Here is a 22486-nt window from a genome sequence, read left to right as displayed (position 1 = left end):
CCCCGTCCGTCAACCCTTGGCCGCCTTCAGCGATTCGCCCATGATGGCCAGGCCCTCGTCCAGCAGCGCATCGCTGGCGGTCAGGGGCACCAGGATGCGGATGACGTTGGCATACACGCCGCACGACAGCAGCACCAGCCCGCGCTTGAGCGCTTCGGCGCACATGCGCTTGGTGAGTTCAGCGGCGGGCTTGCTGTGGTCGCCGCTGTCGAACAGCTCGATGGCCACCATCGCGCCCAGGCCGCGCACGTCCTGAATCTCGGGGTGCTGTTGCGCCAGGGCGCGCAAGCCGGCTGTCAGGCGCTCGCCCACGGCGCGGGAGCGCTCCAGCAGGTTGTCTTCCTCGAACACGTCCAGCACGGCCAGCGCGGCGGCACAGGCCAGCGGGTTGCCGGCGTAGGTGCCGCCCAGGCCGCCGGGCAGGGGCTTGTCCATGATCTCGGCCTTGCCAATGACCGCGGACAGGGGGAAGCCCCCCGCCATGCTCTTGGCCATGGTGATGAGGTCGGGCGCCACGCCCCACTGTTCGCAGGCCAGCCAGGTGCCGGTGCGGCCGGCGCCGGTTTGCACCTCGTCGGCGATCAGCACGATGCCGTGCTGGTCGCACAGCGTGCGCAGCGCCTGGGCGAATTCGCGCGGGGCCACGTAGAAGCCGCCTTCGCCTTGCACCGGCTCCAGGATGATGGCGGCCACGCGCTGCGGCTCCACGTCGTATTTGAAGATGTGCTCCACCGAGCGCAGGGCGTCGGCCACGCTGATGCCGTGCAGCGGGTTGGGGTATTCGGCGTGGTAGATCTCGGCCGGGAAGGGGCCAAAGCCCGCCTTGTACGGCGCCACCTTGCCGGTCAGCGCCATGCCCAGCAAGGTACGGCCGTGGAAGCCACCGCCGAAGGCAATCACTGCTTGCCGCTGAGTGGCGGCGCGCGCGATTTTGATGGCGTTTTCCACCGCCTCGGCCCCGGTGGACAGGAAGAAGGCTTTCTTGGCGAAGTGGCCCGGCGCCTTGGCGATGAGGCGCTCGGCCAGCTCGACATAGGGCTCGTAGGCCAGCACCTGGAAGCAGGTGTGGTGCACCTTGTCGAGCTGGGCTTTGACGGCCTCGACGATCTTGGGGTGGCGGTGGCCGGTGTTGAGCACGGCGATGCCGCCGGCAAAGTCGATGTAGCGGCGGCCTTCGACGTCCCAGATCTCGGCGCCTTCGGCATGGTCGGCAAAGACCTCGTAAGTCTGGCCCAGGCCGGCGGGCAGGGCGGCGCGGCGGCGGGCCATCAGCGTGGCGTTGGTCTTGGCTTCGGTGAGTTGGGGGTCGCGGTGCATGGTCAGGCTCCTGAAAATGGGGCGCCCAGGCGCGGGTGCGCGGGGCCGAGTCTGCACTGTAGGCGGTGGAGGCACCTCGTTAACATATACAGACAGGCGGCAGCGGCCGACACACTGTGCAGCCTGGCCGACCGATACAGTACAACCCTCATCCTGACATGTTCACGCTCGACCCGCAAGATGCCACCCCGCTCGTCACTCAGATCGTGGAAGGGTTCCGGGGCCTGATCGAGTCGGGCGCGTTGCGGCCGGGGGCCAAGGCCCCGTCGATTCGCCAGTTCGCGCATGCCCACGGGGTGAGCGTGTACACCGTGGTGGATGCCTACGACCGGCTGGTGGCGCTGGGCTATTTCGTTTCGCGCCCGCATTCGGGGTTTTTCGTGCGCCGCCGCGAGGTGACCGCCAGCGTGGCCGGGCGTGCCGGCGCGGATTACCATTTCGATTCGATGTGGTACCTGCGCCGCGTGTTCGAGAACCGCAACCTGGACCTGAAACCCGGCTGCGGCTGGCTGCCCGGTGATTGGCTGTTTGAAGAAGGGTTGCGTCGCAGCCTGCGCAGCCTGGCGTCGGACCCGGTGGACCTGGGCGGCTATGGCGAGCCCAAGGGGTTGTTGCCCCTGCGCCTGCTGGTGCGCGACATGCTGGCCGAGCAAGAAATCGCCCTCAATGCCGAGCAGGTGTTGCTGACCAACGGCTCCAGCCAGGCCATGGACATGGTGGCGCGGCGATTGGTGCAGCCCGGCGACACGGTGCTGGTGGACGAGCCGGGCTATCCGAACCTGTTGTTTTCGCTGCGTTTTCTGGGGGCGCGGCTGGTGGGGGTGCCGCGCACGCCCAACGGCTACGACCTGGCCGCGCTGGAAGACCTGGCGCGCATGCACGCGCCCAAGGTGTTCTTCACCCAGCCACGGCTGCAAAGTCCCACCGGCTCGGTGGTCAGCCTGGCGCATCTGCATCGCGTGGTGCAACTGGCCGAGCGCCACCAGTTCACCGTGGTGGAAAACGACATCTATGCCGACCTGGACCCGGAGCCGCGCCCCTCGCTCGCCAGCCTGGACCAGCTCCAGCGGGTGGTGTACATTAGCAGCTTTTCCAAGACGGTGTCGCCCAACCTGCGCGTGGGCTATGTGGCGGCGCACCCAGATGTGCTCGAAGACCTGGCCCAGCTCAAGATGATTTCGGGCCTCACGTCGTCGGAATTTGCCGAAAGGTTGACCTATGGCGCATTGATCGACGGGCGCTGGCGCAAGCACCTGCGTGGCCTGCGCGAGCGGCTGGCGCGTGCCCAGCAGGTCGTGGCCGAAAAGCTGGAGGCGCACGGCTTCGAGCTGTTCTGCGAACCCAAGGCCGGCATGTTCCTGTGGGCGCGGCACCCGCGCGTGGACAACGCCACCGAACTGGCCTATCAGGCCACGGAGCACGACATCCTGCTCGGCCCCGGCCACCTGTTCACCACCGACCTGCAGCCCAGCCCCTGGATACGCTTCAACGTGGCCTTCAGCGAAGACGAGCGCCTGTGGCGTTTTCTGCAGGGGCGTTGTGGCCCAAAGCGGGCCGGCTGAGTTTCACACCGCCCAGGTGGAGCCGTGCTCCGGCACCATGGCGTGCCAGCGCAGTTCGTTTTCGATGCGGCGGCGCAGGCAGTCGGCGGCCTCCGGGTCGCCGTGGACCACGAAGGCCCGGTGTGGCTGCCCCGGGATGGCGCGCAGCCATTGCATGAGCTGGCCTGCGTCGGCATGGGCCGAGGAGGACAGCAGCTGGGCCACTTCGGCTTTGATGGCCACGTCTTGCCCGTGGATGCGGACCGTGCCGCTGCCTTTGGCCAGTGTGGCGCCGCGCGTGCCCGGCGCCTGGTAGCCGGTCAGGATGACCATGTGGCGGTGATCCCCCAAGTATTGCACCAGATGGTGCAACACCCGGCCGCCCGTGGCCATGCCGCTGGCCGCCAGAATGACTTTGGGGCCATGGTGCGCGGCAATCGCCTTGGACTCGTCGGGCGTGCGCACCATTTTCGCGACGTTGGCCATGGCGTTGCACTCGGCGGCATTCAGCCGGTGTTCGCCCAGGTGGCGCGTGAAGGCTTCGGTGCTGTGGATGGCCATGGGACTGTCCAAGTACACGGGCAGCGATGGAGGCAGGCGCCGCTGTTTTTTCAGTTCTGCGATGGCGTGCAGCAACGCCTGCGCCCGGCCCACCGCAAACACCGGCACCACCGCCGTGCCTCCGCGGGCGGCCACCTTGTCCAGCAGGGGGGCGAGCTCGTCGATCAGGTTGTCGCGGGGGTGTTCGCGGTCACCGTAGGTGGACTCGACGATCACCGCGTCGGCGCCGGGTGGCGGGTCGGGCGGCAGCATGATGAGGTCGTCGGGGCGGCCCAGGTCGCCCGAGAACAGCAGCCGCTTGCCGCCGACTTCCAGCGCCACGCTCGACGCCCCCAGGATGTGGCCGGCGCCGTAGAAGCGGGCCTTCCAGCCCCGAATCGGCTCGAATTCGCGCAGCGGCGCCACGGCCTTGAGTTGCTTGAGGCTGCGCAGCGCGTCTTCCTCGGTGTACAGCGGCAGGGCGGGGGTGTGCTTGGAAAAGCCGTGCCGGTTGGCGAAGGCCGCGTCTTCTTCTTGCAAATGCCCGCTGTCGGGCAGCAGAATTTGGCACAGGTCGCGGGTGCCGGGGGTGCACCAGGCCTTGCCCTTGAAGCCTTCCTTGACCAGCAACGGCAAGTAGCCGCTGTGGTCCAGGTGGGCGTGGGTGAGGATGACGGCCTGCAGATGGTTGGGCTCGAACGGCAGCGGCGTGCGGTTGCGCAGCCGCAGCTGTTTGTAGCCCTGGAACAGACCGCAATCGACCAGCAGACGCTGGCCCTCGTGCTGCACGAGGAACTTGGAGCCGGTCACGGTACCGGCGCCGCCGAGAAAGGTGATCTGAACGCTCATGCGTTCATTTCACCACAGCTTGTCACGAAAAAAACGCCTTGGCCTTCTCGAACCAGCCCTTGTCGTTCGGGCTGTGGCGGTGCCCGCCGCGCTGGAACGACTCATCGAGCTCGCGCAGGAGCTTGCGCTGGTGCTCGGTCAGCTTGACCGGCGTTTCCACCACGATGTGGCAGTACAAGTCGCCGGGGTAGCTGGAGCGGATGCCCTTGATGCCGCGGCCGCGCAGGCGGAAGGTTTTGCCGTGCTGCGTGCCTTCGGGGATTTCGATGGTGGCCTTGCCTTGCAGGGTGGGCACGGCGATTTCCCCGCCCAGGGCGGCGGTGGTGATGCTCACCGGCACCTGGCAATGCAGGTCGTCGCCGTCGCGCTCGAAGATGTCGTGCTTGCGGATGCGGATTTCGATATACAGGTCGCCGGCCGGCCCGCCGTTGCGCCCGGGCTCGCCGTTGCCGGCCGAGCGGATGCGCATGCCGTCGTCGATGCCTGCCGGGATCTTGATTTCCAGCGTCTTGTGCTTTTTGAGCTTGCCCTGGCCGTTGCAGGTGGTGCAAGGCTCGGGGATGATCTTGCCGCTGCCGTGGCAGTGCGGGCAAGTCTGCTGCACGCTGAAGAAGCCTTGGCGCATCTGCACCACGCCGTTGCCGTTGCAGGTGGGGCAGGTTTTGACGCTGGTGCCGGGCTTGGCGCCGCTGCCGTGGCAGGTGTCGCAGTCTTCCCAACTGGGGATGCGGATCTGCGCGTCCTTGCCGTTGGCGGCTTCTTCCAGTGTGATTTCCATGGCGTACGACAGGTCGCTGCCGCGATAGACCTGCCGGCCACGGCCGGCGCGCTGCCCCCCGAAAATGTCGCCAAAGATGTCGCCAAAGGCATCGGCGAAGCCGCCGAAACCCTCGGGCCCGCCGGGGCCGCCGCGCAGGTTCGGGTCCACCCCGGCATGGCCGTATTGGTCGTAAGCGGCCCGCTTCTGCGGGTCGCTCAGCATTTCGTAAGCCTCCTTGGCTTCCTTGAACTTTTCCTCGGCTTCCTTGGCCTTGTCGCCCTGATTGCGGTCAGGGTGATACTTCATCGCCAGCTTGCGATAGGCTTTTTTGATCTCGTCCTCGCTGGCGTTTCTGGCGACGCCCAGGATCTCGTAAAAGTCTCGTTTGGCCATATCGGTACCAGTGCTCGGTTGGAGTGCAAACGCCGCGCCAGGTCACCACGGTGCCCTGACGCGGCGGTGGAGGGGCCGGGCGCCGGCTGCCGGCGCCTGCGGCGTGGCATCAGTCGCGCTTGACTTCCTTGACCTCGGCGTCCACCACGTCGTCATCGGCTGCGCGGCTGCCGCCGGTGGGCTGCGCGGCATCGGCCCCGGCAGCTCCGGCTGCGGCCTGGCTGGCCTGCATGTCGGCGTACATTTTCTCACCGAGCTTCTGGCTGGCGCTCATGAGCTCGTTGGTCTTGGCTTCGATCAGGGCCTTGTCGTCGCCCTTGACCGCGTCTTCCACCGCCTTGATGGCGGCTTCGATCTTGTCTTTCTCGGCCGCGTCGAGCTTGTCGCCGTATTCCTTGAGGCTCTTGCGCACCGAGCTGACCAGCGCGTCGGCCTGGTTGCGGGCCTGCACCAGCTCGACCTTCTTCTTGTCCTCGGCGGCGTTGAGCTCAGCGTCTTTGACCATGCGCTGGATTTCCTCCTCGGTCAAGCCCGAGTTGGCCTTGATGGTGATCTTGTTTTCCTTGCCGGTGCCCTTGTCCTTGGCGCTGACGTGCAGGATGCCGTTGGCGTCGATGTCGAAGGTCACCTCGATTTGGGGGATGCCGCGCGGTGCCGGAGGGATGCCTTCGAGGTTGAACTCGCCCAGCAGCTTGTTGCCGGCGGCCATCTCGCGCTCGCCCTGATAGACCTTGATGGTCACGGCGGGCTGGTTGTCGTCGGCGGTGGAGAACACCTGGCTGTATTTGGTCGGGATGGTGGTGTTCTTGCTGATCATCTTGGTCATCACGCCGCCCATGGTCTCGATGCCCAGCGACAGCGGGGTGACGTCGAGCAGCAGCACGTCCTTGCGGTCACCCGATAGCACCGAGCCCTGGATGGCTGCGCCCACGGCCACGGCCTCGTCGGGGTTGACGTCTTTGCGCGGCTCCTTGCCGAAGAATTCCTTGACCTTTTCCTGCACCTTGGGCATGCGCGTCATGCCGCCGACGAGGATGACGTCGTCGATGTCGCTGACGGAGATGCCCGCGTCCTTGATAGCGGTGCGGCAGGGCGCGATGGTGCGCTCGATCAGGTCTTCCACCAGGGCTTCGAGCTTGGCGCGCGTCAGCTTGATGTTGAGGTGCTTCGGGCCCGAGGCGTCGGCGGTGATGTAGGGCAGGTTGATGTCGGTCTGCGAGCTGTTGGACAGCTCGATCTTGGCCTTTTCGGCGGCTTCCTTCAGTCGCTGCAGGGCCAGCACGTCCTTGGTCAGGTCCACGCCTTGCTCTTTCTTGAACTCGGCGATGATGTAGTCGATGATGCGCTGGTCGAAATCTTCGCCGCCCAGGAAGGTGTCGCCGTTGGTGGAGAGCACCTCGAACTGTTTTTCGCCATCGACGTCGGCGATTTCGATGATGGAGATGTCGAACGTGCCGCCGCCCAGGTCATAGACGGCGATTTTGCGGTCGCCCTTGCCGGCCTTGTCCAGCCCAAAGGCCAGGGCCGCGGCGGTCGGCTCGTTGATGATGCGCTTGACTTCCAGCCCGGCGATGCGGCCGGCGTCCTTGGTGGCTTGGCGCTGCGCGTCGTTGAAGTAGGCCGGCACGGTGATGACGGCCTCCGTCACCGGCTCGCCCAGGTAATCCTCGGCGGTCTTCTTCATTTTGCGCAGCACTTCGGCGCTGACCTGCGGCGGGGCGAGCTTTTGGCCGCGCACTTCCACCCAGGCGTCGCCGTTGTCGGCGGCCACGATCTTGTAGGGCATCAGGTCGATGTCCTTCTGCACTTCTTTTTCGGTGAACTTGCGGCCGATGAGGCGCTTGACGGCGTACAGCGTGTTCTTGGGGTTGGTGACGGCTTGGCGCTTGGCGCTGGCGCCCACCAGGATTTCGCCGTCTTCCTGATAAGCGATGATGGACGGCGTGGTGCGTGCGCCTTCGCTGTTTTCGATGACGCGGGTGGTGTTGCCCTCCATGACGGCCACGCACGAGTTGGTGGTGCCCAGGTCGATGCCGATGATCTTGCCCATGTGTTACTCCTGAGAATTCTTGGAAATCTGAAAAAAGTTGAACTGATACCGATGTGTGGCTGCCGGCCGGGTTTTCAAGGGGATGGCCTCACTTGGGGGCGGCGACGGTCACCAACGCCGGACGCAGCACGCGCTCGCTGATGAGGTAGCCTTTTTGCAGCACCGCGACGATGGTGTGAGGCTCCTGCTCGGCAGGCACCATGCTGATGGCCTGGTGCTGGTGGGGGTCGAATTTGTCGCCAGGGGCCGGCACGATCGGCAGCACCTTGTGGCGGCTGAGGGCGCTTTGCAATTGCTTGAGCGTGGCCTCGGCGCCTTCGCGGATTTGCTCCAGCGTGGCTTCCTGCACGGCCAGGCCGGCTTCGAGGCTGTCGAGCACGGGCAGCAGGCTTTCGGCCAGCCCTTCGACGGCAAACTTGCGCACCTTGGCCATTTCTTCCTCGGTGCGGCGGCGCATGTTTTCCACTTCGGCTTTGGCGCGCAGGTATTGCTCGGCCAGCTCGGCGTTCTGGGCCTTGAGGGCGGCGAGCTCGTCGGCCACGCTGGCGGAGGCCTCCGCCGCCTGGGCCGCTGCGGCCGCTTCAGCCTCTTCGGGCGAGGGGGCGGCAGTGTTCGGTTCGGGCTTGGCGTAGGTCGGATCTTGCTCGTGTTGCATGGCTGGGTGTGGAATGGATGGGCTTCAAAAAACGAGAAATGGGGGCGCCGCCGCGGGTTTCAAGGGGTGGCGTTGGCTCTGGCAAAGCCGGGGAGATAGGACTGGGCGTGGTGCAGCGGCCCGCCGACAAGGCACTCAGGGCTGGGAGTGATAGACCTTGCGCAGCAGGCGGATGAGGGTCTGGCGCTCGTCCTCGGTGAGGTGGGTGATGGCTTCGGTTTCAAGCGAGGCCACCACCGCCTGGGCTTCGCTTTGGAGCGAACGGCCGGCTTCGGTCACGTACAGACCCTGGGCCCGACGGTCGTGCGGGTGTGGGTGTTTCTCGATGAGGCCGCGCTCTTCGAGCTGGCGCACCAGCCCCACCAGATTCGGGGGCAGAATGGCCAACGCCGCGCTGAGCTGGCGCGAGGTGATGCCGGGGTTGTGCGCGATCAGCGTGAGCACCGAAAAGTCCACGACCCGAAGATCGAAAGGCGCCATGCGTTCCAGAAACACGCCGATGACGGCCAGCGCGGCACGCCGGGCGTTGTAGCCGATGAGGCCTTCGAGAAAGGACGCGTTGACCGCCGGGGAGGCATCGGTCCAGGCCAGGGCGGGGGCAGAAGGGGGTTGAGCGGCCGGCATAGGGCGGAATATTACCCGCTTGACCCGGGCTTACGTCAGGTTGGTGTCAGCGATGGCCAAGTAGGCCTTTGGTCAGCGCACGGTACATTGGGACTCCAAGCTAATATCGCCCCGCCGTCGGCGCTTGCATGTGCTGCTTGCTGCCGTCCTGATTTGGCGCGGTCATGGGCTGAAGATTGGGGGATGGGGCGTTAAGATCTTTGCGCTCACCCGGCCGCCCGGACACCGCTGAACCCCCCTATCGCCACCCATGTCATCGCTGCCTGCTTCCTCCTTGCCTCCGTCTGGCGAGCCGCTGCTGGATGTGGCTGGTCCGCTGGCCACCATCACCTTGAACCGCCCCGTCCATCGCAACCGCCTGCACGATGAGGATTTGCTCGCCCTGTTGCGTCATTTCGAAGCCGTGGAGGCGGACCCGGCGGTCCGCGTGCTGGTGTTGCGTGCCCGCACCACACCGCCTTCGCCCGTGTTCAGCGCTGGCTACCACCTGGGGCAGTTTCGCGGCGGACATGCGGGAGGCACCCTGGCTTTCGAACAGGTGCCTGATGCCTTGGCGCGCCTGCGCGTGGTCACGGTTTGCGCGCTTGCGGGCAGTGTCTATGGGGGTGCCACCGACCTGGCCATGGCGTGCGACTTCCGCATCGGGGTGCAAGGCATGCGCTTGCGCATGCCCGCCGCCGCCCTCGGCTTGCACTACTACCCGAGCGGTTTGCGCCGTTTCGTGGCGCGCCTGGGGCTGGGCGCGGCGCGAAGGCTGTTTCTGCTGGCCGAGGAACTCGATGACCAGACTTTGCTGGAGATCGGCTATCTGGATGAACTGGTGCCCCCCGAGGCGCTGGACGCGCGGGTGATGGCGCTGACCGAGCGTCTGGTTCGCCTGGCGCCGCTGGCCTTGCAAGGCATGAAACAGACCTTGCAGGAAATCGCCTGGGGCGAGGCGCGGCTGGACGAATGGCGCCGGCGCGAAGCATTGACCCAAGCCAGCGCGGATTTTGCCGAGGGCAGGGCGGCGTTTGCCCAGCGGCGCGAGCCGGTATTTCGGGGCGTCTGAGCCCCGGGCGCATCATCCCGGTCGCGGGCTGGCGGCCCCCAACCGTTGCGAGAGGCTTTGCCCGGTTTCCCGCAAGGCGCGTGCCTGGGCGCTGTCGTCCGACAGATCGAGCCACGCGCTCGGGCCGATCGCGGCAATGGCCAGGGCCAAGCGGCCAAACCCATCGAACACCGGTACGGCCATCGCGCTGATGCCGGGCAGCAGTTCGTCGCGCACGCGCGACAAGCCGCCCCGACGGATGTCGGCCAATTCGGCGGCGAAGGCCGGCTCCTCCAGCGCCGCGGGCAGCCCTTCGCGTTCCAGGGCGGCGGCCACTTCGGCCGGGTGGCGGTAGGCCGCGAAGATTTTGCCCGTGCCGGTGTGCCGCAGCGAGGCCGGGATGCCGTGGCGCATGGCCACATAGACGGGCGTGGGGCCTTCTTCCACCCGGATGATCACCGGCCCTTGCGCCCCCCAGACGGCCGCCGACACCGTGCAGCCCACGCGTTGGGCGAGTCCGGGCAATTCGGCGATCGCCAGCCGCACCGGGTCCACCTGCTGCAAGCTGATCAAGCCCAGTTGCATGGACAGAGGCCCCAGGCCATAGTGCCCGCTGACCGGGTCCTGCTCGATGAGGCCGAGCTTGCCAAAGCTCACGAGGTAAGGATGGGCTTTGGCCGGAGTCATTTCGGCCGCGCGGGCCAAGTCTTTCAGCGCCATGCGACGCCCCGTGTTGGCCAGTGCCTTGAGCAACTGGCCGCCCACTTCCACGCTCTGGATGCCGCGCGAGGTCCGCTCCTCCGAGTCCTCGACCGGCTCGCGCGACGGGTTGTGTTTGAGGTTTTTCATGCGTAGATTGTCATCTGGGCACCCAGGGTCGGGTACGTCCTAGGGTTTTTACCTAAACGAATGGATTTGTCAATGGTGAATTTTCTCGATAAGATGGCGTCATTGATCAATGGCGAATCGGTTTGTCATTATTGAATTTTAGGAGTGATGGCTCATGAGCAAGAAGGCGTTTGCCTCCGCCGCCGACCTGGAAGAGAAACGGGTCACTTTTGAACAATTGTCGGAACACGCCTGGGCCTACACGGCCGAGGGCGACCCCAACACCGGTGTCATCATTGGCGACGATGCCGTGCTGGTGGCCGACACCCAGGCCACGCCCGCCATGGCGGCCGACGTGATTCGCCGCATCCGTGAAGTCACCGACAAGCCCATCAAGTACGTGGTGCTGACGCATTATCACGCCGTGCGTGTGCTGGGTGCCAGCGCCTACCAGCCGCAGCAGATCATTGCCAGCCAAGACACCTACGACCTGATCGTCGAGCGTGGCGAACAGGACAAGGCCAGCGAGATCGGCCGCTTTCCTCGCCTGTTCCGCAACGTAGAGACGGTGCCGCCGGGGCTGACGTGGCCGACCATCACCTTCACCGGCAAGATGACGTTGTGGCTGGGCAAGCTGGAGGTGCAACTGCTGCAACTGGGCCGTGGCCACACCAAGGGCGATACCGTGGTCTGGCTGCCGCAGGAGCGCACCTTGCTCTCGGGCGACCTGGTCGAGTTCGACGCCACGCCCTACGCCGGAGACGCCTACTTCCAAGACTGGCCACAGACGCTGGACAACATCGCCAAGCTCAACCCGCAGGCGCTGGTGCCTGGCCGCGGCCCGGCGCTGCGCGGCGAAGCCCAGGTGCAAAAGGGGCTGGAAGTCACGCGCGCCTTCATCAGCGACCTGTGGGCCTGCGTCAAGGCCGGCGCCGATGCCGGGCGTGACTTGCGCCAAGTCTATGAAGAAACCTTTGCCAAGCTGCAGCCCAAATACGGCCATTGGGTGATCTTCAATCACTGCATGCCTTTTGACGTGACCCGCGCCTACGACGAGGCCACGCAATACCCCGACCCCCGCATTTGGACGGCCGAGCGCGACCGCCAGATGTGGGAAGCCCTCGAAGGTTGATCACGCACAGGAGCACCGATCATGAAAATCGACCGCATTCATCACGTCGCCTACCGCTGCAAGGACGCCAAAGAGACCGTCGAGTGGTACGTCAAGCACTTGAACATGGACTTCGTGCTGGCCATCGCCGAAGACCAGGTGCCATCGACCAAGGCGCCGGATCCGTACATGCACGTGTTCCTCGACGCCGGTCAGGGCAATGTGCTGGCTTTCTTCGAACTGCCCAATTCTCCCGAGATGGGCCGTGACGAGAACACCCCGTCCTGGGTGCAGCACATCGCCTTCAAGGTGGACAGCCTGCAGACGCTGGAGGCCATCAAGGCCAAGCTGCAAGCCGAAGGCATCGAAGTCATCGGCCCGACCGACCATACCATCTTCAAGAGCATCTACTTCTTCGACCCCAACGGCCATCGGCTGGAACTGGCGGCCGACGTGGGTACCCCCGAGATGTACAAAAAGCTCGACGAAGTGAAGTGGGACATGCTCAACGAGTGGGCCCGCACCAAGCGCGCGCCCAAGCACGCCGCCTGGATGCACGAAAAAGAATTCACCCCGCAAGGCTGAGCGGCGGCATCCGATCCATCCTTTCCCTTGGCCATCCACCATGCTCAAGACCTACACCTACCCCGAATACGCCTATCGGCAGAGTGAGGAGCAGCGAACCGGCACCCTCAAGCGCCATCCGGTGGTCGTCATCGGCGCCGGCCCCATTGGCCTGACCCAGGCGCTGGACCTGGCCTACCGTGGCGTGCCCGCCGTCATTCTGGACGACAACAACACCGTCAGCGTGGGTTCGCGCGCCGTGTGCTATGCCAAGCGCCCGCTCGAAATCTGGGACCGCCTGGGTCTGGGCGAGGAGTTCGCGGCCAAGGGCGTGCAGTGGAAGGTGGGCAAGGTGTTCTTCCGCGACGAACTGGCCTACACCTTCGACCTGCTGCCGGAAGACGACCACAAGATGCCGGCGATGATCAACTACCAGCAGTACCACCTGGAGGAGCGCCTGGTCAAGGCCTGCGACGAATCCCCGCTGGTGGATCTGCGCTGGAAGCACAAGGTGCTGGCCATCGAGCAGGCCGATGACTTCGCCACCCTCACGGTGGAGACGCCCGATGGCATCTTCAAGATGGAAGCGCAGTGGGTCATCGCCGCCGACGGTGCCAACAGCGACACGCGCCGCATGATCGGCGCCGACTTCACCGGCCAGTTCTTCCAGGACCGCTTCCTCATTGCCGACGTGGTGATGAAGGCGGATTTCCCCACCGAGCGCTGGTTCTGGTTTGATCCGCCCTTCCACCGCGGGCAGAGCGTGCTGCTGCACAAGCAGTGTGACAACGTCTGGCGCATCGATTTCCAACTCGGCTGGGACGCCGATCCTCAGGAAGAAAAAAAGCCTGAGAAAGTCATCCCCCGCATCCAGGCCATGCTGGGCAAGGACGTGGCGTTCGAGCTGGAATGGGTGTCGGTGTACCAATTTGCCTGCCGACGCATCGACCAGTTCCGCCATGGCCGCGTCATTTTTACCGGCGATGCGGCGCACCAAGTCTCGCCCTTCGGCGCGCGAGGAGCCAACACCGGCATTCAGGACTGCGACAACCTGAGCTGGAAACTCAAAGCCGTGCTCGACGGGGCCGCTCCGCTGGCCTTGCTGGACACCTATCACGAGGAGCGCGCCTACGCCGCCGACGACAACATCGGACACTCCACCCGCTCGACCGACTTCATCACCCCCAAGAGCCGCACCTCGCTGCGCCTGCGCAACGCCGTGCTGGAACTGGCGCGGACGCAAGCCTTCGCGCGTCCACTGGTCAACAGCGGCCGCCTGTCTACGCCCACGCCGTATTTGAAGTCTTCCCTGAACACACCCGACAGCGAGGCGTTTGCCGGCAAGATGCGGCCCGGCACCAACTGCGCCGACGCCCCCATCCAGCGCGACGGCCGCCCGGCGTGGCTGCTCAATCAGCTCGGCCGCGGCTTCGTGCTGCTGAGCTTCGGGCCGGCCCAGCCCGTGACCGTGGGCGGCTTCACCGCTGAGGTGCTGGAAGTGGGCAAAGACATCATCGACACCAAAGGCGTGCTGACCCAGCGCTACGATGGCCAGCCCGGCACGGTCTATTTGATCCGGCCCGACCAGCACGTGGCCGCGCGCTGGCGCCGCTTCGATGCGGCTCAGGTGCAGGCCGCCATGCGCCGCGCGCTCAAGCTGCAATGAAAAGCGAGATTGACCATGGCACTCAACCGTGAACCCAACATTCCCGATCAGGACGTTTTCTACGCCGAGCTGATCCATGCCCAGCGCGACCTGACCGACGAGCAGGCCGACATGATGCTGGCCAAGCTGGTGCTGATTCTGTGCAACCACATCGGTGACCGCGAGGTGCTGCGCGAGGCCATCGCCCTGGCCCGCGACAATACCCTGGCCTCACCCGTTTGACATCGACATGACCCCATTGCTCAACGAAACCCACGATCCGGCGCTGCGCAGCTGGGTGGCTTCGGCCAACCGCAGCGGCACCGACTTCCCCATTCAGAACCTGCCGTTTGCCGTGTTTCGGCGCCGAGGTTCTGCCGAGGCCTGGCGCGGCGGTGTGGCCATTGGCGAGCAGATCGTCGATCTGGCCGCCGTGGCCCAGGCCGGCGTGTTCTCCGGTGACGTCGCTCAGGCCGCCCAGGCCGGTGCGCAGGACAAGCTCAACGCCTTGATGGCGCTGGGGCAGGGGGCCTGGTCGGCGCTGCGCCTGGCGCTGTCGCGGGCGCTGCGCGAGGGCAGCCCTCAGCAAGCCGCCCTGCAAGCCTGCCTGGTGCCCCAGGCCGAGGCGGAATACGACCTGCCGGCCCGCATCGGCGACTACACCGACTTCTACACCTCGGTCCACCACGCTACCAACATCGGCAAACAGTTCCGCCCCGACAACCCCCTGCTGCCCAACTACAAATGGGTGCCGATTGGCTACCATGGGCGGGCGTCCAGCATCGTCGTCTCCGGGGCTGCTTTCCACCGGCCCAAGGGCCAGCTCAAGAAGCCCGATGCCGAGGCACCCGTGCTGGGTGCCAGCCAGCGCCTGGACATCGAGCTGGAACTGGGTGTGTTCATCGGCACCGGCAATGCGCTGGGCGATCCGATCGCCATCACCGAAGCCGAGCCACACGTCTTCGGCATCTGCCTGCTCAACGACTGGTCGGCCCGCGACATCCAGGGCTGGGAATACCAACCCCTGGGGCCATTTTTGTCGAAAAACTTTGCCACCAGCATTTCCCCCTGGGTGGTGACGCTGGAGGCGCTGGCCCCGTACCGCACCGCCTTCGAGCGGCCGGCCGACGATCCTCAGCCCCTGCCGTATCTGGACAGTCCGGCCAACCGGGCCGCGGGCGCCATCGACATCCAGCTCGAAGTGGGACTGCAAACCCAGGCCATGCGCGAAGCCGGACTGCGCGATGCCCGCATCAGCGCCACCAGCTATCGCCACGCTTATTGGACGGTGGCGCAGATGGTGACGCACCACACCGTCAACGGCTGCAACCTGCAACCCGGCGATTTGCTGGGCACGGGCACGCTCTCTGGCCCTACGCTGGACCAGGCCGCTGCCCTCATCGAGCTGACGCTCGGCGGCAAGCAGCCGCTGCAACTGCCCAATGGCGAATCCCGCACCTTCTTGCTCGACGGCGATGCCGTGGTCCTGCGCGGCTGGTGCGAGAAGGCCGGCGCAGCCCGCATTGGCTTTGGCGAGTGCTGGGGGACGGTGCTGCCGGCCCGGCCCTAAAAGGGTGCTGCCCGGCGGGGCAGCGCTTTGCCTGGGCTATGCCGTCTTGCTATATCAGATAGCTTCTTTCTTCCCTTTTGACTGGCTTTAGGGTGGCATACAGTGAAGTGCGGCGCATGCATGGCGGGTTCTGATTCGTATTCGGGTTACCATTATGCATTTTTATGCATGCACCGGTTATGCTGAATAACATTGACCTGTGCCATCCTGGCGCCGCTTCCTCGACGACTTTGGAAAGGATCCAACCATGAAACTGCTCAAACTCCGTACCTTGGGCGTGTTGTGCGCAGCCTTCACGGCCGCCAGCGCGATGGCGCAGACGGTCACGCTGCGCTTGCACCATTTCCTGCCCCCGCAGGCGACGATCCCGGCCAATGCCATCACCCCGTGGGCCAAGAAGATCGAGGAGGAGTCTCAGGGCCGTCTGCGCGTGCAGATTTTCCCGGCCATGCAGATGGGGGGCACGCCGCCGCAACTCTATGACCAGGCCAAGGATGGCGTGGTCGATGTGATCTGGACGGTGTTGGGATACACCCCGAACCGCTTCGTGCGCACCGAGGTGTTCGAAATCCCGTTCATCGCGCCATCCGGCCCGGGTGCGGCGGAGGCCACTTCCAAGGCGGCGTGGGAGTTCGTTCAAAAGCACGCGAGCGAGGAGTTTCGCGACGTCAAGCTGCTGGCCGTGCACACCCATGGCCCCGGGCTGTTCCACACCCGCAACCCGATCACCCATCTGGAGAGCTTGCGCGGCATGAAGATCCGTGGCGGCACCCGCATCGTCAACAACATGCTGGTCAAACTCGGTGCCACGCCGGTGGGCATGCCTGTGCCCGCCGTCACGGAAGCCCTGTCGCGCGGCGTCATCGATGGGACCACCATCCCCTGGGAAGTGGCCCCCAGCGTGAAGGTGACCGAAATCGTGAAGAACCACACCGCTTTCTCGGGCGACAAGGGGTTGTACAACATGGCTTTCGCATTTGCCATGAACCGCAACACCTATGACCGCCTGCCGGCCGATCTGAAGAAAGTCATTGACAACAACTCCGGTCTGGAGCTTTCGGCGGCCTTTGGTCGGGCGATGGACCAGGGCGACAAGGCGGCTTACGAAGAGGCCCGCAAGACGGGCAACAACATCGTGGTGCTGGGTGAAGCCGAAACCCGCCGCTTCCTGGAAACGGCCGCTTCGGTGGAGGCCGACTGGGTCAACGAGATGCGTGGCCGTGGCATCGATGGCGCCAAACTCGCAGCTGAGGCCCGGGCATTGATCGCCAAGCACAGCGGGAAGTAAACTCTCTCGTTTGAGCCCACTCGTAGCAGAGGGGACAACGCAGGCAGGGGCGACCCTGCCTGTTCTGCAATTGAGGTCTTGAACATGATTGCATGGGTGTTTCGGCTGGCCAAGTGGTCTGCCATCATGGGCGGTATCTTGCTGGTGCTGCTCACGCTGATGATCGTGGCCAGCGTCAGTGGCCGGGCGCTGATCGATGTCGGGCTGGGGCCGGTGCCCGGCGATTTCGAACTGGTCGAAATCGGCACGGCCGTGGCGGTCTTTTTTTTCCTGCCCTGGACTTACCTGCGCGGTGGCCACGCGACGGTGGACATCCTCTATTCCCACTTGCCTGGCTGGGCCAAGCGCGCCGTCGTGACGCTGAGCGATCTGCTGATGCTGGCTTTATGGCTGGTGCTGACCTGGCGCCTGTGGGAAGGCATGCTGGAAAAGCGCATGTACATGGAGTCCACCTTCATCTTGCAGATGCCGGTGTGGTGGGCCTATGCCCTGTGCTTGGTGGGCGCCGTGATCGGCTGCCTGGCCTACATCGCGAAAAACCTCATCATGTTTGGCCTGGCGTCTTATCCCGCCGGTTGGCCCGTTGAAGAAGCAAAGGAACATTGAGATGTCCGGAATCGAACTGGCCGCGTGGTCGTTCCCTGTTCTGCTGGCGCTGATCTTCATCCGGGTGCCTATCGGTCTGGCCATGGCCTTGTGCGGGCTGGTGGGGGCGTATTTCATTTATGGCACGCCCATACCCATCCTCAACCAGCTCAAGCAGGTCACTTACAGCACGTTTTCCAACTACTCGCTGTCGGTCATCCCGCTGTTTCTGCTGATGGGGCAGTTTGCCGCGTTGGGCGGGCTGTCGCAGGCGCTGTTCAAGGCGGCCGAGGCCTGGATCGGGCACCGCAAGGGCGGCGTGGCCATGGCGGCGGTGGGGGCTTGCGCCGGTTTCGGCGCGATCTGTGGCTCGTCGCTGGCCACGGCGGCCACCATGGGTCAAGTGGCTTTGCCCGAACTGCGCCGGGCGGGCTATTCCGGGGCGTTGTCCACCGCCTGTCTGGCCGCGGGCGGGACGCTGGGCATCTTGATTCCGCCTTCGGTGGTGCTGGTGATTTACGCCATCCTCACCGAGCAGAACATTGCCAAGCTGTTCCTGGCGGCGTTCGTGCCGGGCATTCTGGCGGCGATTGGCTACATGATCGTGATTGCCGTGTATGTGCGCCTCAAGCCCGACAGCGCGGGCAAGATGGCCCCCGTGCCGATGAAGGAACGGTGGAAAGCCACGGCCAAGACGTGGCCGGTGATCGTCATCTTCCTGGCGGTGGTCGGCGGTATCTACACCGGCCTGTTCACGCCCACCGAAGGGGCGGCGGTCGGGGCGTTTGGCACGGGCGTGGCCGCTTGGGCGGCCGGTGGCCTGAACCGGCGCACGCTGCGCGACGCCATTTTGGGCACGGCGCTGGCCACGGGCATGATCTTCATGATCGTGCTGGGCGCGGGGCTCTACAACACGTTCCTGGCGCTTTCGCAACTGCCGCAGGAGTTGGCCCAGTGGGTGCTGGACCTGGGCATGAGCCCGTGGCTGGTGCTGGCTTCGGTGCTGCTGATCTATCTGCTGCTCGGCTGTGTAATGGACTCGTTGTCCATGATCCTGCTGACCATCCCGATCTTCTTTCCCATGATCATGGGGCTGGATTTCGGCCTGACGCCTGAGGAGACGGCGATCTGGTTCGGCATCCTGGTGCTGATCGTGGTGGAGGTGGGGCTGATCACACCGCCAGTGGGCATGAACCTGTTCGTGATCAACAACATGGCCAAGGGCATCCCGATCACGCACACCTACCGTGGCGTCACGCCCTTCGTCATCAGCGATCTGGTGCGCACCGCCATTCTGGCGGCCTTCCCGGCCATCACGCTGTTTGTGCTGCGTCTCTGATGGAGCCGATGGAGCGTCCGGTGCAGTGTGTCGGCCTCATCGGTTATGGTGAGGTGGGGAAGATCTTCGGGCAGGCGCTGCGCGCGTTCGATCTGCCCTGGGTCGGGGCCTGGGACTTGAAGTTTGCCCAGCCCGAAGTGGCCGAGGCCGAGCGGGCGCACGCGGCGGCGCAAGGGGTGGCGGCTTGCGCCTCGGCCGCAGAGCTGGCGCGCCAGAGTGATCTGGTGATTTCCGCCGTCACGGCCTCCCAGGCGCTGACGGTGGCCGAGGCCGTGGCCCCGCATCTGCGCCCCGGCAGTTGGCTGCTCGATCTGAATTCGGCCTCGCCAGGCATCAAGCAGCGGGCGGCCGCTGTGGTGGAGGTGGCCGGCGGCCGTTATGTGGAAGCGGGTGTGATGACGTCGGTGCCCCCCTATGGCATCCGCGTTCCCATGCTGCTGGGTGGACCCCAGGCCGACCGCCTGGCGCCCGTGCTGCGTGCCTGGGGCATGGATGTGGAGGTGGTTTCGCCGCGCATCGGCGTGGCCTCGGCCACCAAGATGTGTCGCAGCATCCTCATCAAAGGGCTGGAAGCTTTGGTGATCGAGAGCTACAGCGCCGCGCGCCACTATGGGGTGGAAGCGGCCATGATCGCCACCTTGCAGGAGACGTTCCCCGGCATCGACTGGACCCAGCAAGGCGGCTATTTCTTCAGCCGCGTGGCCCAGCACGGCCGACGGCGCGCCGAGGAAATGCGCGAGGTGGCGCAGACGGTGCGGGAAGCCGGTTTCGAGCCGTGGATGGCTGCCGCCACGGCCGAGAAGCACGACTGGGTGGCCGCCCAGGCCCGCGCCGGGCACATCCCGGCGGATGGTCGCCGCGAACCTTGGCAGTCATATGCCGACGGTTTGTTGGCCGCGCGGGGCAAGGGCTGATTGGCCGGCGTATTCTGGCTTGTCCCGGCTTACCCTGCTGCATCCGGCTCCGGCATGACCGGGCAAGCGGTTGTGCGCTGGGGCGCCAGCGGGGCGCAGGCCTGACGGATCAAATCCATGGCCGCTTGCTGGGTGAGGGTGGTGGGGCGTTGGGAACTCGTGCCCAGCCACACCCGGATGGTCAGCGGCGGCTGCTCGATCGGCCGCACCGTGTAGGCCGATGGCCGCACCGTGCTGGCCACGGCATGGGGAGAGAGCACGGCACAGCCCATGCCCTCGGCGACCAGGTCCAGGATGGCGCCCACGCCATCGATTTCCAGCGCGATGGTCGGGCGCAGCCCCCGTTGGGCCATGGCCGTCTCGACGAGCATGCGCACCGCATTCGGTCGGCTCGGTATGACCAAAGGCCGGCGCGACAGTTCGGTCAGGGTGATCGGGTCGGGCGGCGGATCTTCCGGCAAGCCGGCCGGGCGTGCTTCGACCAGCGCCAGCATCTCGTCGAACAGGGGCTGCAGGTCGATGTCGGTCATGGGCGGGGCGTTGTAGAGCACCGCCAGGTCCAGACGTCCATCGGCCACGGCTTGCGCCATGCTGGCCGACAACCCTTCCGTGATGGACAGTTGGGCTTGCGGCATGTGTTGCCGAAAGGCCCGGGTCAACGGCACGGTGAGCAGGCGGGCCATGGTCGGGGGCAAGCCGATGGCCACGCGGCCGGCGAGCGCCCCGCGCACGCGGCCCATCTCCTCGCGCGCCCGCTCCACCTGATGCAGGATGCCGCGTCCATGATCCAGCAGCAGCTTGCCGGCCTCGGTCGGGATGGCGCCGCGGCCGTTCCGCAGCAGCAGCGTCTGGCGCAGCTCCACCTCCAGCAGGCGCACTTGCCGGCTCAATGCCGGTTGTGCCACTTGCAGCGCTGCGGCGGCCCGGGTGAAGCTGCCCATTTCGGCCACGCGCACGAAGTATTCGAGTTGCTTCAGATCCATGGAAGGATTGTAAATAGCCACGCTTGAGAAATGCCAAATTTTTATAGCTGATAGATGCCGCTCGGGCTTGTGGCGGCACAGGGCGTTGGCCACAATCGATGCATCTGCCAGCCTGTTGCCGCACACGGTTCATGACACCCACCCGACTGACTGCCATCTCCTCCATGGCCACCCGCCAAGTGTTGGCCGAGCTGGCGCAAGCCTACCGGGAGCGCACGGGGGTGGAAGTGGCGGTCGAATCGGTTGGTGGGGTGGATGCGGCCCGCCGTGTGCAGGCCGGCGAACGGTTCGATGCCGTGTTTCTGGCGGCCGATGCGTTGGAGCGCTTGATGGCTTCAGGGCATGTGCTGGCGGGCAGCCGGGTCGATTTGATGCGCTCTGCCGTGGCCGTGGCTGTGCGCCAAGGGGCCGTGCTGCCCGACGTTTCCACCGAGGCCGCCTTGCGGCAGGCGGTGTGCGCGGCCCGTTCCATTGGCTATTCCACCGGACCCAGCGGGGTGGCGCTGGCGGCATTGTTCGAGCGCTGGGGCATCATGGATGCCATCCGCCCACGCATCGTCACCCCGCCGCCGGGCGTGGCCGTGGCCTCGCTCGTGGCCACCGGCGAGGTGGAGCTGGGTTTTCAGCAGCGCAGCGAGATGCTGCATGTCCCCGGCATCACCCTGCTGGGAGACTTGCCGCCCGAGGTGGCCATCGAGACCGTGTTTGCGGGTGGGGTGGCCGCATCGAGCCTGCAACCCGAAGCCGTGCGTCAATGCCTGGCCTTCATGGCCGGCCCTGACGCCGCTGCCGCCAAGCGCCGCCAGGGCATGGAGCCCGCCTGACCCATCCGATTTGATTCGTTCCGAGGACAACCATGCGCAAACCCCTGATCATCGACGTTCATGGCCACTACACCACGGCTCCGGCGGCCCTGGGGGCGTGGCGAGATTTGCAAATCGCTGCCTTGAAAGACCCAAGCCTGTGCGCCGATCCCAAGGCGCTGCGCATCAGTGACGACGAGATCCGCGAGTCCATCGAGACCAACCAGTTGGCCAAGATGCGCGAGCGCGGCAGTGATCTGACCATCTTCAGCCCCCGGGCCAGCTTCATGGCCCACCACATTGGGGACTTCAACACCTCCGCGGCATGGGCGGCCATCTGCAACGAGCTGTGCCACCGCGTCAGCCAGCTCTTCCCCGATCATTTCATCGGCGCGGCCATGTTGCCGCAGTCGCCCGGCGTCGATCCCCGCACCTGCATCCCAGAGCTGCGCAAGTGTGTCGAGCAGTACGGTTTCGTCGGCATCAACCTCAACCCGGACCCCTCGGGAGGCCACTGGAAAGAGCCCCCCTTGACCGACCGTTGGTGGTATCCGATTTACGAAGTCATGGTGGAGTACGACATCCCGGCCATGATTCACGTCTCCACCAGTTGCAATGCCTGCTTCCACACCACGGGCGCGCATTACCTGAATGCCGACACCACCGCCTTCATGCAGCTGATTCAGGGGGATCTCTTCAAGGATTTTCCGACCCTGAAGTTCCTCATTCCGCACGGTGGCGGCGCCGTCCCGTATCACTGGGGCCGCTTCCGCGGGCTGGCGCAAGAGATGAAAAAGCCGCTGCTCAAAGACCATCTGCTCAACAACGTGTTTTTCGACACCTGCGTCTATCACCAGCCCGGCATCGATTTGCTGACCCAGGTCATCCCCGTGGACAACATCCTGTTTGCCAGCGAGATGATTGGCGCCGTGCGCGGCATCGACCCCGAAACCGGCCACCACTACGACGACACCAAGCGCTACATCCTGGCCACGCCGCACCTGACCGAGGAGCAGCGCTTCAAAGTGTTCGAGGGCAATGCCCGGCGCGTTTTCCCGCGGCTGGACGCCGCCCTCAAAGCCAAAGGTCTGTGACGC

21 protein-coding genes are annotated in these 22486 nt (G+C 65.4%); 13 read left to right on the top strand and 8 right to left on the bottom strand.

Features of this window, described 5'->3' with window-relative positions:
• Nucleotides 1-9: 9 nt before the first annotated feature.
• On the bottom strand, nucleotides 10-1317 hold the full coding sequence (gabT, locus tag DFR43_RS02040) for a 4-aminobutyrate--2-oxoglutarate transaminase (RefSeq protein ID WP_133595706.1): 1308 nt from the start codon (nucleotides 1315-1317) through the stop codon (nucleotides 10-12).
• 158 nt (nucleotides 1318-1475) lie between these two features.
• On the opposite strand from gabT, the gene DFR43_RS02035 reads away from it, so the two are divergent.
• Nucleotides 1476-2879: an aminotransferase-like domain-containing protein gene (locus DFR43_RS02035; protein WP_133595705.1), complete on the top strand. Its 1404-nt coding sequence runs from the start codon at nucleotides 1476-1478 to the stop codon at nucleotides 2877-2879.
• Nucleotides 2880-2882: 3 nt separating this feature from the next.
• Here DFR43_RS02035 and DFR43_RS02030 read toward each other — a convergent pair whose 3' ends face one another.
• The 5 genes from DFR43_RS02030 to DFR43_RS02010 all read right to left on the bottom strand — a co-directional run bounded on the left by DFR43_RS02030 (nucleotide 2883) and on the right by DFR43_RS02010 (nucleotide 8729).
• Entirely contained in the window at nucleotides 2883-4247 is a 1365-nt protein-coding gene (locus tag DFR43_RS02030; protein ID WP_133595704.1) for an MBL fold metallo-hydrolase, read from the bottom strand.
• 22 nt (nucleotides 4248-4269) lie between these two features.
• Nucleotides 4270-5400 carry a molecular chaperone DnaJ gene (dnaJ, locus tag DFR43_RS02025; protein WP_133595703.1) on the bottom strand — a complete coding sequence of 377 codons (1131 nt, stop codon included), beginning with the start codon at nucleotides 5398-5400 and terminating at the stop codon, nucleotides 4270-4272.
• A gap of 109 nt (nucleotides 5401-5509) precedes the next feature.
• Nucleotides 5510-7450, bottom strand: coding sequence for a molecular chaperone DnaK (gene dnaK, locus DFR43_RS02020; RefSeq protein ID WP_133595702.1), 1941 nt, complete (start codon nucleotides 7448-7450; stop codon nucleotides 5510-5512).
• Between the two features lie 88 nt (nucleotides 7451-7538).
• Nucleotides 7539-8105, bottom strand: coding sequence for a nucleotide exchange factor GrpE (grpE, locus tag DFR43_RS02015; protein WP_133595701.1), 567 nt, complete (start codon nucleotides 8103-8105; stop codon nucleotides 7539-7541).
• Nucleotides 8106-8240: 135 nt separating this feature from the next.
• Entirely contained in the window at nucleotides 8241-8729 is a 489-nt protein-coding gene (locus DFR43_RS02010) for a MarR family winged helix-turn-helix transcriptional regulator (protein WP_133595700.1), read from the bottom strand.
• Nucleotides 8730-8979: 250 nt separating this feature from the next.
• Here DFR43_RS02010 and DFR43_RS02005 point away from each other — a divergent pair, with 250 nt between their 5' ends.
• A complete protein-coding gene (locus DFR43_RS02005) occupies nucleotides 8980-9780 on the top strand; it encodes an enoyl-CoA hydratase/isomerase family protein (RefSeq protein WP_133595699.1) in 801 nt (266 codons plus the stop codon).
• A gap of 12 nt (nucleotides 9781-9792) precedes the next feature.
• On the opposite strand, the gene DFR43_RS02000 is transcribed toward DFR43_RS02005, so the two are convergent.
• Nucleotides 9793-10608, bottom strand: coding sequence for an IclR family transcriptional regulator (locus tag DFR43_RS02000; protein ID WP_133595698.1), 816 nt, complete (start codon nucleotides 10606-10608; stop codon nucleotides 9793-9795).
• A gap of 154 nt (nucleotides 10609-10762) precedes the next feature.
• Here DFR43_RS02000 and DFR43_RS01995 point away from each other — a divergent pair, with 154 nt between their 5' ends.
• The 9 genes from DFR43_RS01995 to DFR43_RS01955 all read left to right on the top strand — a co-directional run bounded on the left by DFR43_RS01995 (nucleotide 10763) and on the right by DFR43_RS01955 (nucleotide 19603).
• The gene (locus DFR43_RS01995) at nucleotides 10763-11719 is read left to right on the top strand and encodes an MBL fold metallo-hydrolase (RefSeq protein WP_133595697.1); all 957 of its coding nucleotides are present in this window, start codon (nucleotides 10763-10765) and stop codon (nucleotides 11717-11719) included.
• A gap of 21 nt (nucleotides 11720-11740) precedes the next feature.
• Nucleotides 11741-12283 (top strand): VOC family protein, encoded by a 543-nt coding sequence (locus tag DFR43_RS01990; protein WP_133595696.1) that lies wholly within the window; start codon nucleotides 11741-11743, stop codon nucleotides 12281-12283.
• Nucleotides 12284-12323: 40 nt separating this feature from the next.
• Nucleotides 12324-13928 carry an FAD-dependent oxidoreductase gene (locus DFR43_RS01985; RefSeq protein ID WP_133595695.1) on the top strand — a complete coding sequence of 535 codons (1605 nt, stop codon included), beginning with the start codon at nucleotides 12324-12326 and terminating at the stop codon, nucleotides 13926-13928.
• 15 nt (nucleotides 13929-13943) lie between these two features.
• Nucleotides 13944-14150, top strand: coding sequence for a DUF2783 domain-containing protein (locus tag DFR43_RS01980; protein WP_133595694.1), 207 nt, complete (start codon nucleotides 13944-13946; stop codon nucleotides 14148-14150).
• Nucleotides 14151-14157: 7 nt separating this feature from the next.
• Complete coding sequence (gene fahA / locus DFR43_RS01975) at nucleotides 14158-15477, top strand: fumarylacetoacetase (protein ID WP_133595693.1); 1320 nt, start codon at nucleotides 14158-14160, stop codon at nucleotides 15475-15477.
• Nucleotides 15478-15724: 247 nt separating this feature from the next.
• The gene (locus DFR43_RS01970) at nucleotides 15725-16765 is read left to right on the top strand and encodes a TRAP transporter substrate-binding protein (protein ID WP_133595692.1); all 1041 of its coding nucleotides are present in this window, start codon (nucleotides 15725-15727) and stop codon (nucleotides 16763-16765) included.
• A gap of 84 nt (nucleotides 16766-16849) precedes the next feature.
• Nucleotides 16850-17371 carry a TRAP transporter small permease gene (locus tag DFR43_RS01965; RefSeq protein WP_133595858.1) on the top strand — a complete coding sequence of 174 codons (522 nt, stop codon included), beginning with the start codon at nucleotides 16850-16852 and terminating at the stop codon, nucleotides 17369-17371.
• A gap of 1 nt (nucleotide 17372) precedes the next feature.
• On the top strand, nucleotides 17373-18689 hold the full coding sequence (locus tag DFR43_RS01960) for a TRAP transporter large permease (RefSeq protein WP_133595691.1): 1317 nt from the start codon (nucleotides 17373-17375) through the stop codon (nucleotides 18687-18689).
• Between the two features lie 8 nt (nucleotides 18690-18697).
• Nucleotides 18698-19603 carry an NAD(P)-dependent oxidoreductase gene (locus tag DFR43_RS01955; protein WP_245988800.1) on the top strand — a complete coding sequence of 302 codons (906 nt, stop codon included), beginning with the start codon at nucleotides 18698-18700 and terminating at the stop codon, nucleotides 19601-19603.
• A 29-nt stretch (nucleotides 19604-19632) separates the two neighbouring features.
• Here the strand turns inward: DFR43_RS01955 and DFR43_RS01950 are convergent, their stop codons facing one another.
• A complete protein-coding gene (locus tag DFR43_RS01950; protein ID WP_133595689.1) occupies nucleotides 19633-20586 on the bottom strand; it encodes a LysR substrate-binding domain-containing protein in 954 nt (317 codons plus the stop codon).
• Nucleotides 20587-20717: 131 nt separating this feature from the next.
• On the opposite strand from DFR43_RS01950, the gene DFR43_RS01945 reads away from it, so the two are divergent.
• Entirely contained in the window at nucleotides 20718-21410 is a 693-nt protein-coding gene (locus DFR43_RS01945) for a substrate-binding domain-containing protein (protein ID WP_211338581.1), read from the top strand.
• Between the two features lie 44 nt (nucleotides 21411-21454).
• Nucleotides 21455-22483, top strand: coding sequence for an amidohydrolase family protein (locus DFR43_RS01940; RefSeq protein WP_133595856.1), 1029 nt, complete (start codon nucleotides 21455-21457; stop codon nucleotides 22481-22483).
• Nucleotides 22484-22486 lie beyond the last annotated feature (3 nt).

The sequence above is a fragment of the Tepidicella xavieri genome, from assembly GCF_004363315.1.
Taxonomy (GTDB): Bacteria; Pseudomonadota; Gammaproteobacteria; order Burkholderiales; family Burkholderiaceae_C; genus Tepidicella; species Tepidicella xavieri.
Note: the sequence above shows the minus strand (reverse complement) of the source record. Positions and strands in the feature narration are given on the sequence as shown.

Bases quoted from the DNA above. Each gene is read 5' to 3' on its own strand.
- DFR43_RS01990 (WP_133595696.1), top strand. From the start codon at position 11,741: ATGAAAATCGACCGCATTCATCACGTCGCCTACCGCTGCAAGGACGCC.
- DFR43_RS02035 (WP_133595705.1), top strand. From the start codon at position 1,476: ATGTTCACGCTCGACCCGCAAGATGCCACCCCGCTCGTCACTCAGATC.
- DFR43_RS01980 (WP_133595694.1), top strand. From the start codon at position 13,944: ATGGCACTCAACCGTGAACCCAACATTCCCGATCAGGACGTTTTCTAC.
- dnaJ (WP_133595703.1), bottom strand. From the start codon at position 5,400: ATGGCCAAACGAGACTTTTACGAGATCCTGGGCGTCGCCAGAAACGCC.
- DFR43_RS01950 (WP_133595689.1), bottom strand. From the start codon at position 20,586: ATGGATCTGAAGCAACTCGAATACTTCGTGCGCGTGGCCGAAATGGGC.
- DFR43_RS01955 (WP_245988800.1), top strand. From the start codon at position 18,698: ATGGAGCGTCCGGTGCAGTGTGTCGGCCTCATCGGTTATGGTGAGGTG.
- DFR43_RS02005 (WP_133595699.1), top strand. From the start codon at position 8,980: ATGTCATCGCTGCCTGCTTCCTCCTTGCCTCCGTCTGGCGAGCCGCTG.
- grpE (WP_133595701.1), bottom strand. From the start codon at position 8,105: ATGCAACACGAGCAAGATCCGACCTACGCCAAGCCCGAACCGAACACT.
- DFR43_RS01960 (WP_133595691.1), top strand. From the start codon at position 17,373: ATGTCCGGAATCGAACTGGCCGCGTGGTCGTTCCCTGTTCTGCTGGCG.
- DFR43_RS02010 (WP_133595700.1), bottom strand. From the start codon at position 8,729: ATGCCGGCCGCTCAACCCCCTTCTGCCCCCGCCCTGGCCTGGACCGAT.
- DFR43_RS01970 (WP_133595692.1), top strand. From the start codon at position 15,725: ATGAAACTGCTCAAACTCCGTACCTTGGGCGTGTTGTGCGCAGCCTTC.
- DFR43_RS01965 (WP_133595858.1), top strand. From the start codon at position 16,850: ATGATTGCATGGGTGTTTCGGCTGGCCAAGTGGTCTGCCATCATGGGC.
- DFR43_RS02030 (WP_133595704.1), bottom strand. From the start codon at position 4,247: ATGAGCGTTCAGATCACCTTTCTCGGCGGCGCCGGTACCGTGACCGGC.
- DFR43_RS01985 (WP_133595695.1), top strand. From the start codon at position 12,324: ATGCTCAAGACCTACACCTACCCCGAATACGCCTATCGGCAGAGTGAG.
- DFR43_RS02000 (WP_133595698.1), bottom strand. From the start codon at position 10,608: ATGAAAAACCTCAAACACAACCCGTCGCGCGAGCCGGTCGAGGACTCG.
- gabT (WP_133595706.1), bottom strand. From the start codon at position 1,317: ATGCACCGCGACCCCCAACTCACCGAAGCCAAGACCAACGCCACGCTG.
- DFR43_RS01945 (WP_211338581.1), top strand. From the start codon at position 20,718: ATGACACCCACCCGACTGACTGCCATCTCCTCCATGGCCACCCGCCAA.
- DFR43_RS01995 (WP_133595697.1), top strand. From the start codon at position 10,763: ATGAGCAAGAAGGCGTTTGCCTCCGCCGCCGACCTGGAAGAGAAACGG.
- fahA (WP_133595693.1), top strand. From the start codon at position 14,158: ATGACCCCATTGCTCAACGAAACCCACGATCCGGCGCTGCGCAGCTGG.
- dnaK (WP_133595702.1), bottom strand. From the start codon at position 7,450: ATGGGCAAGATCATCGGCATCGACCTGGGCACCACCAACTCGTGCGTG.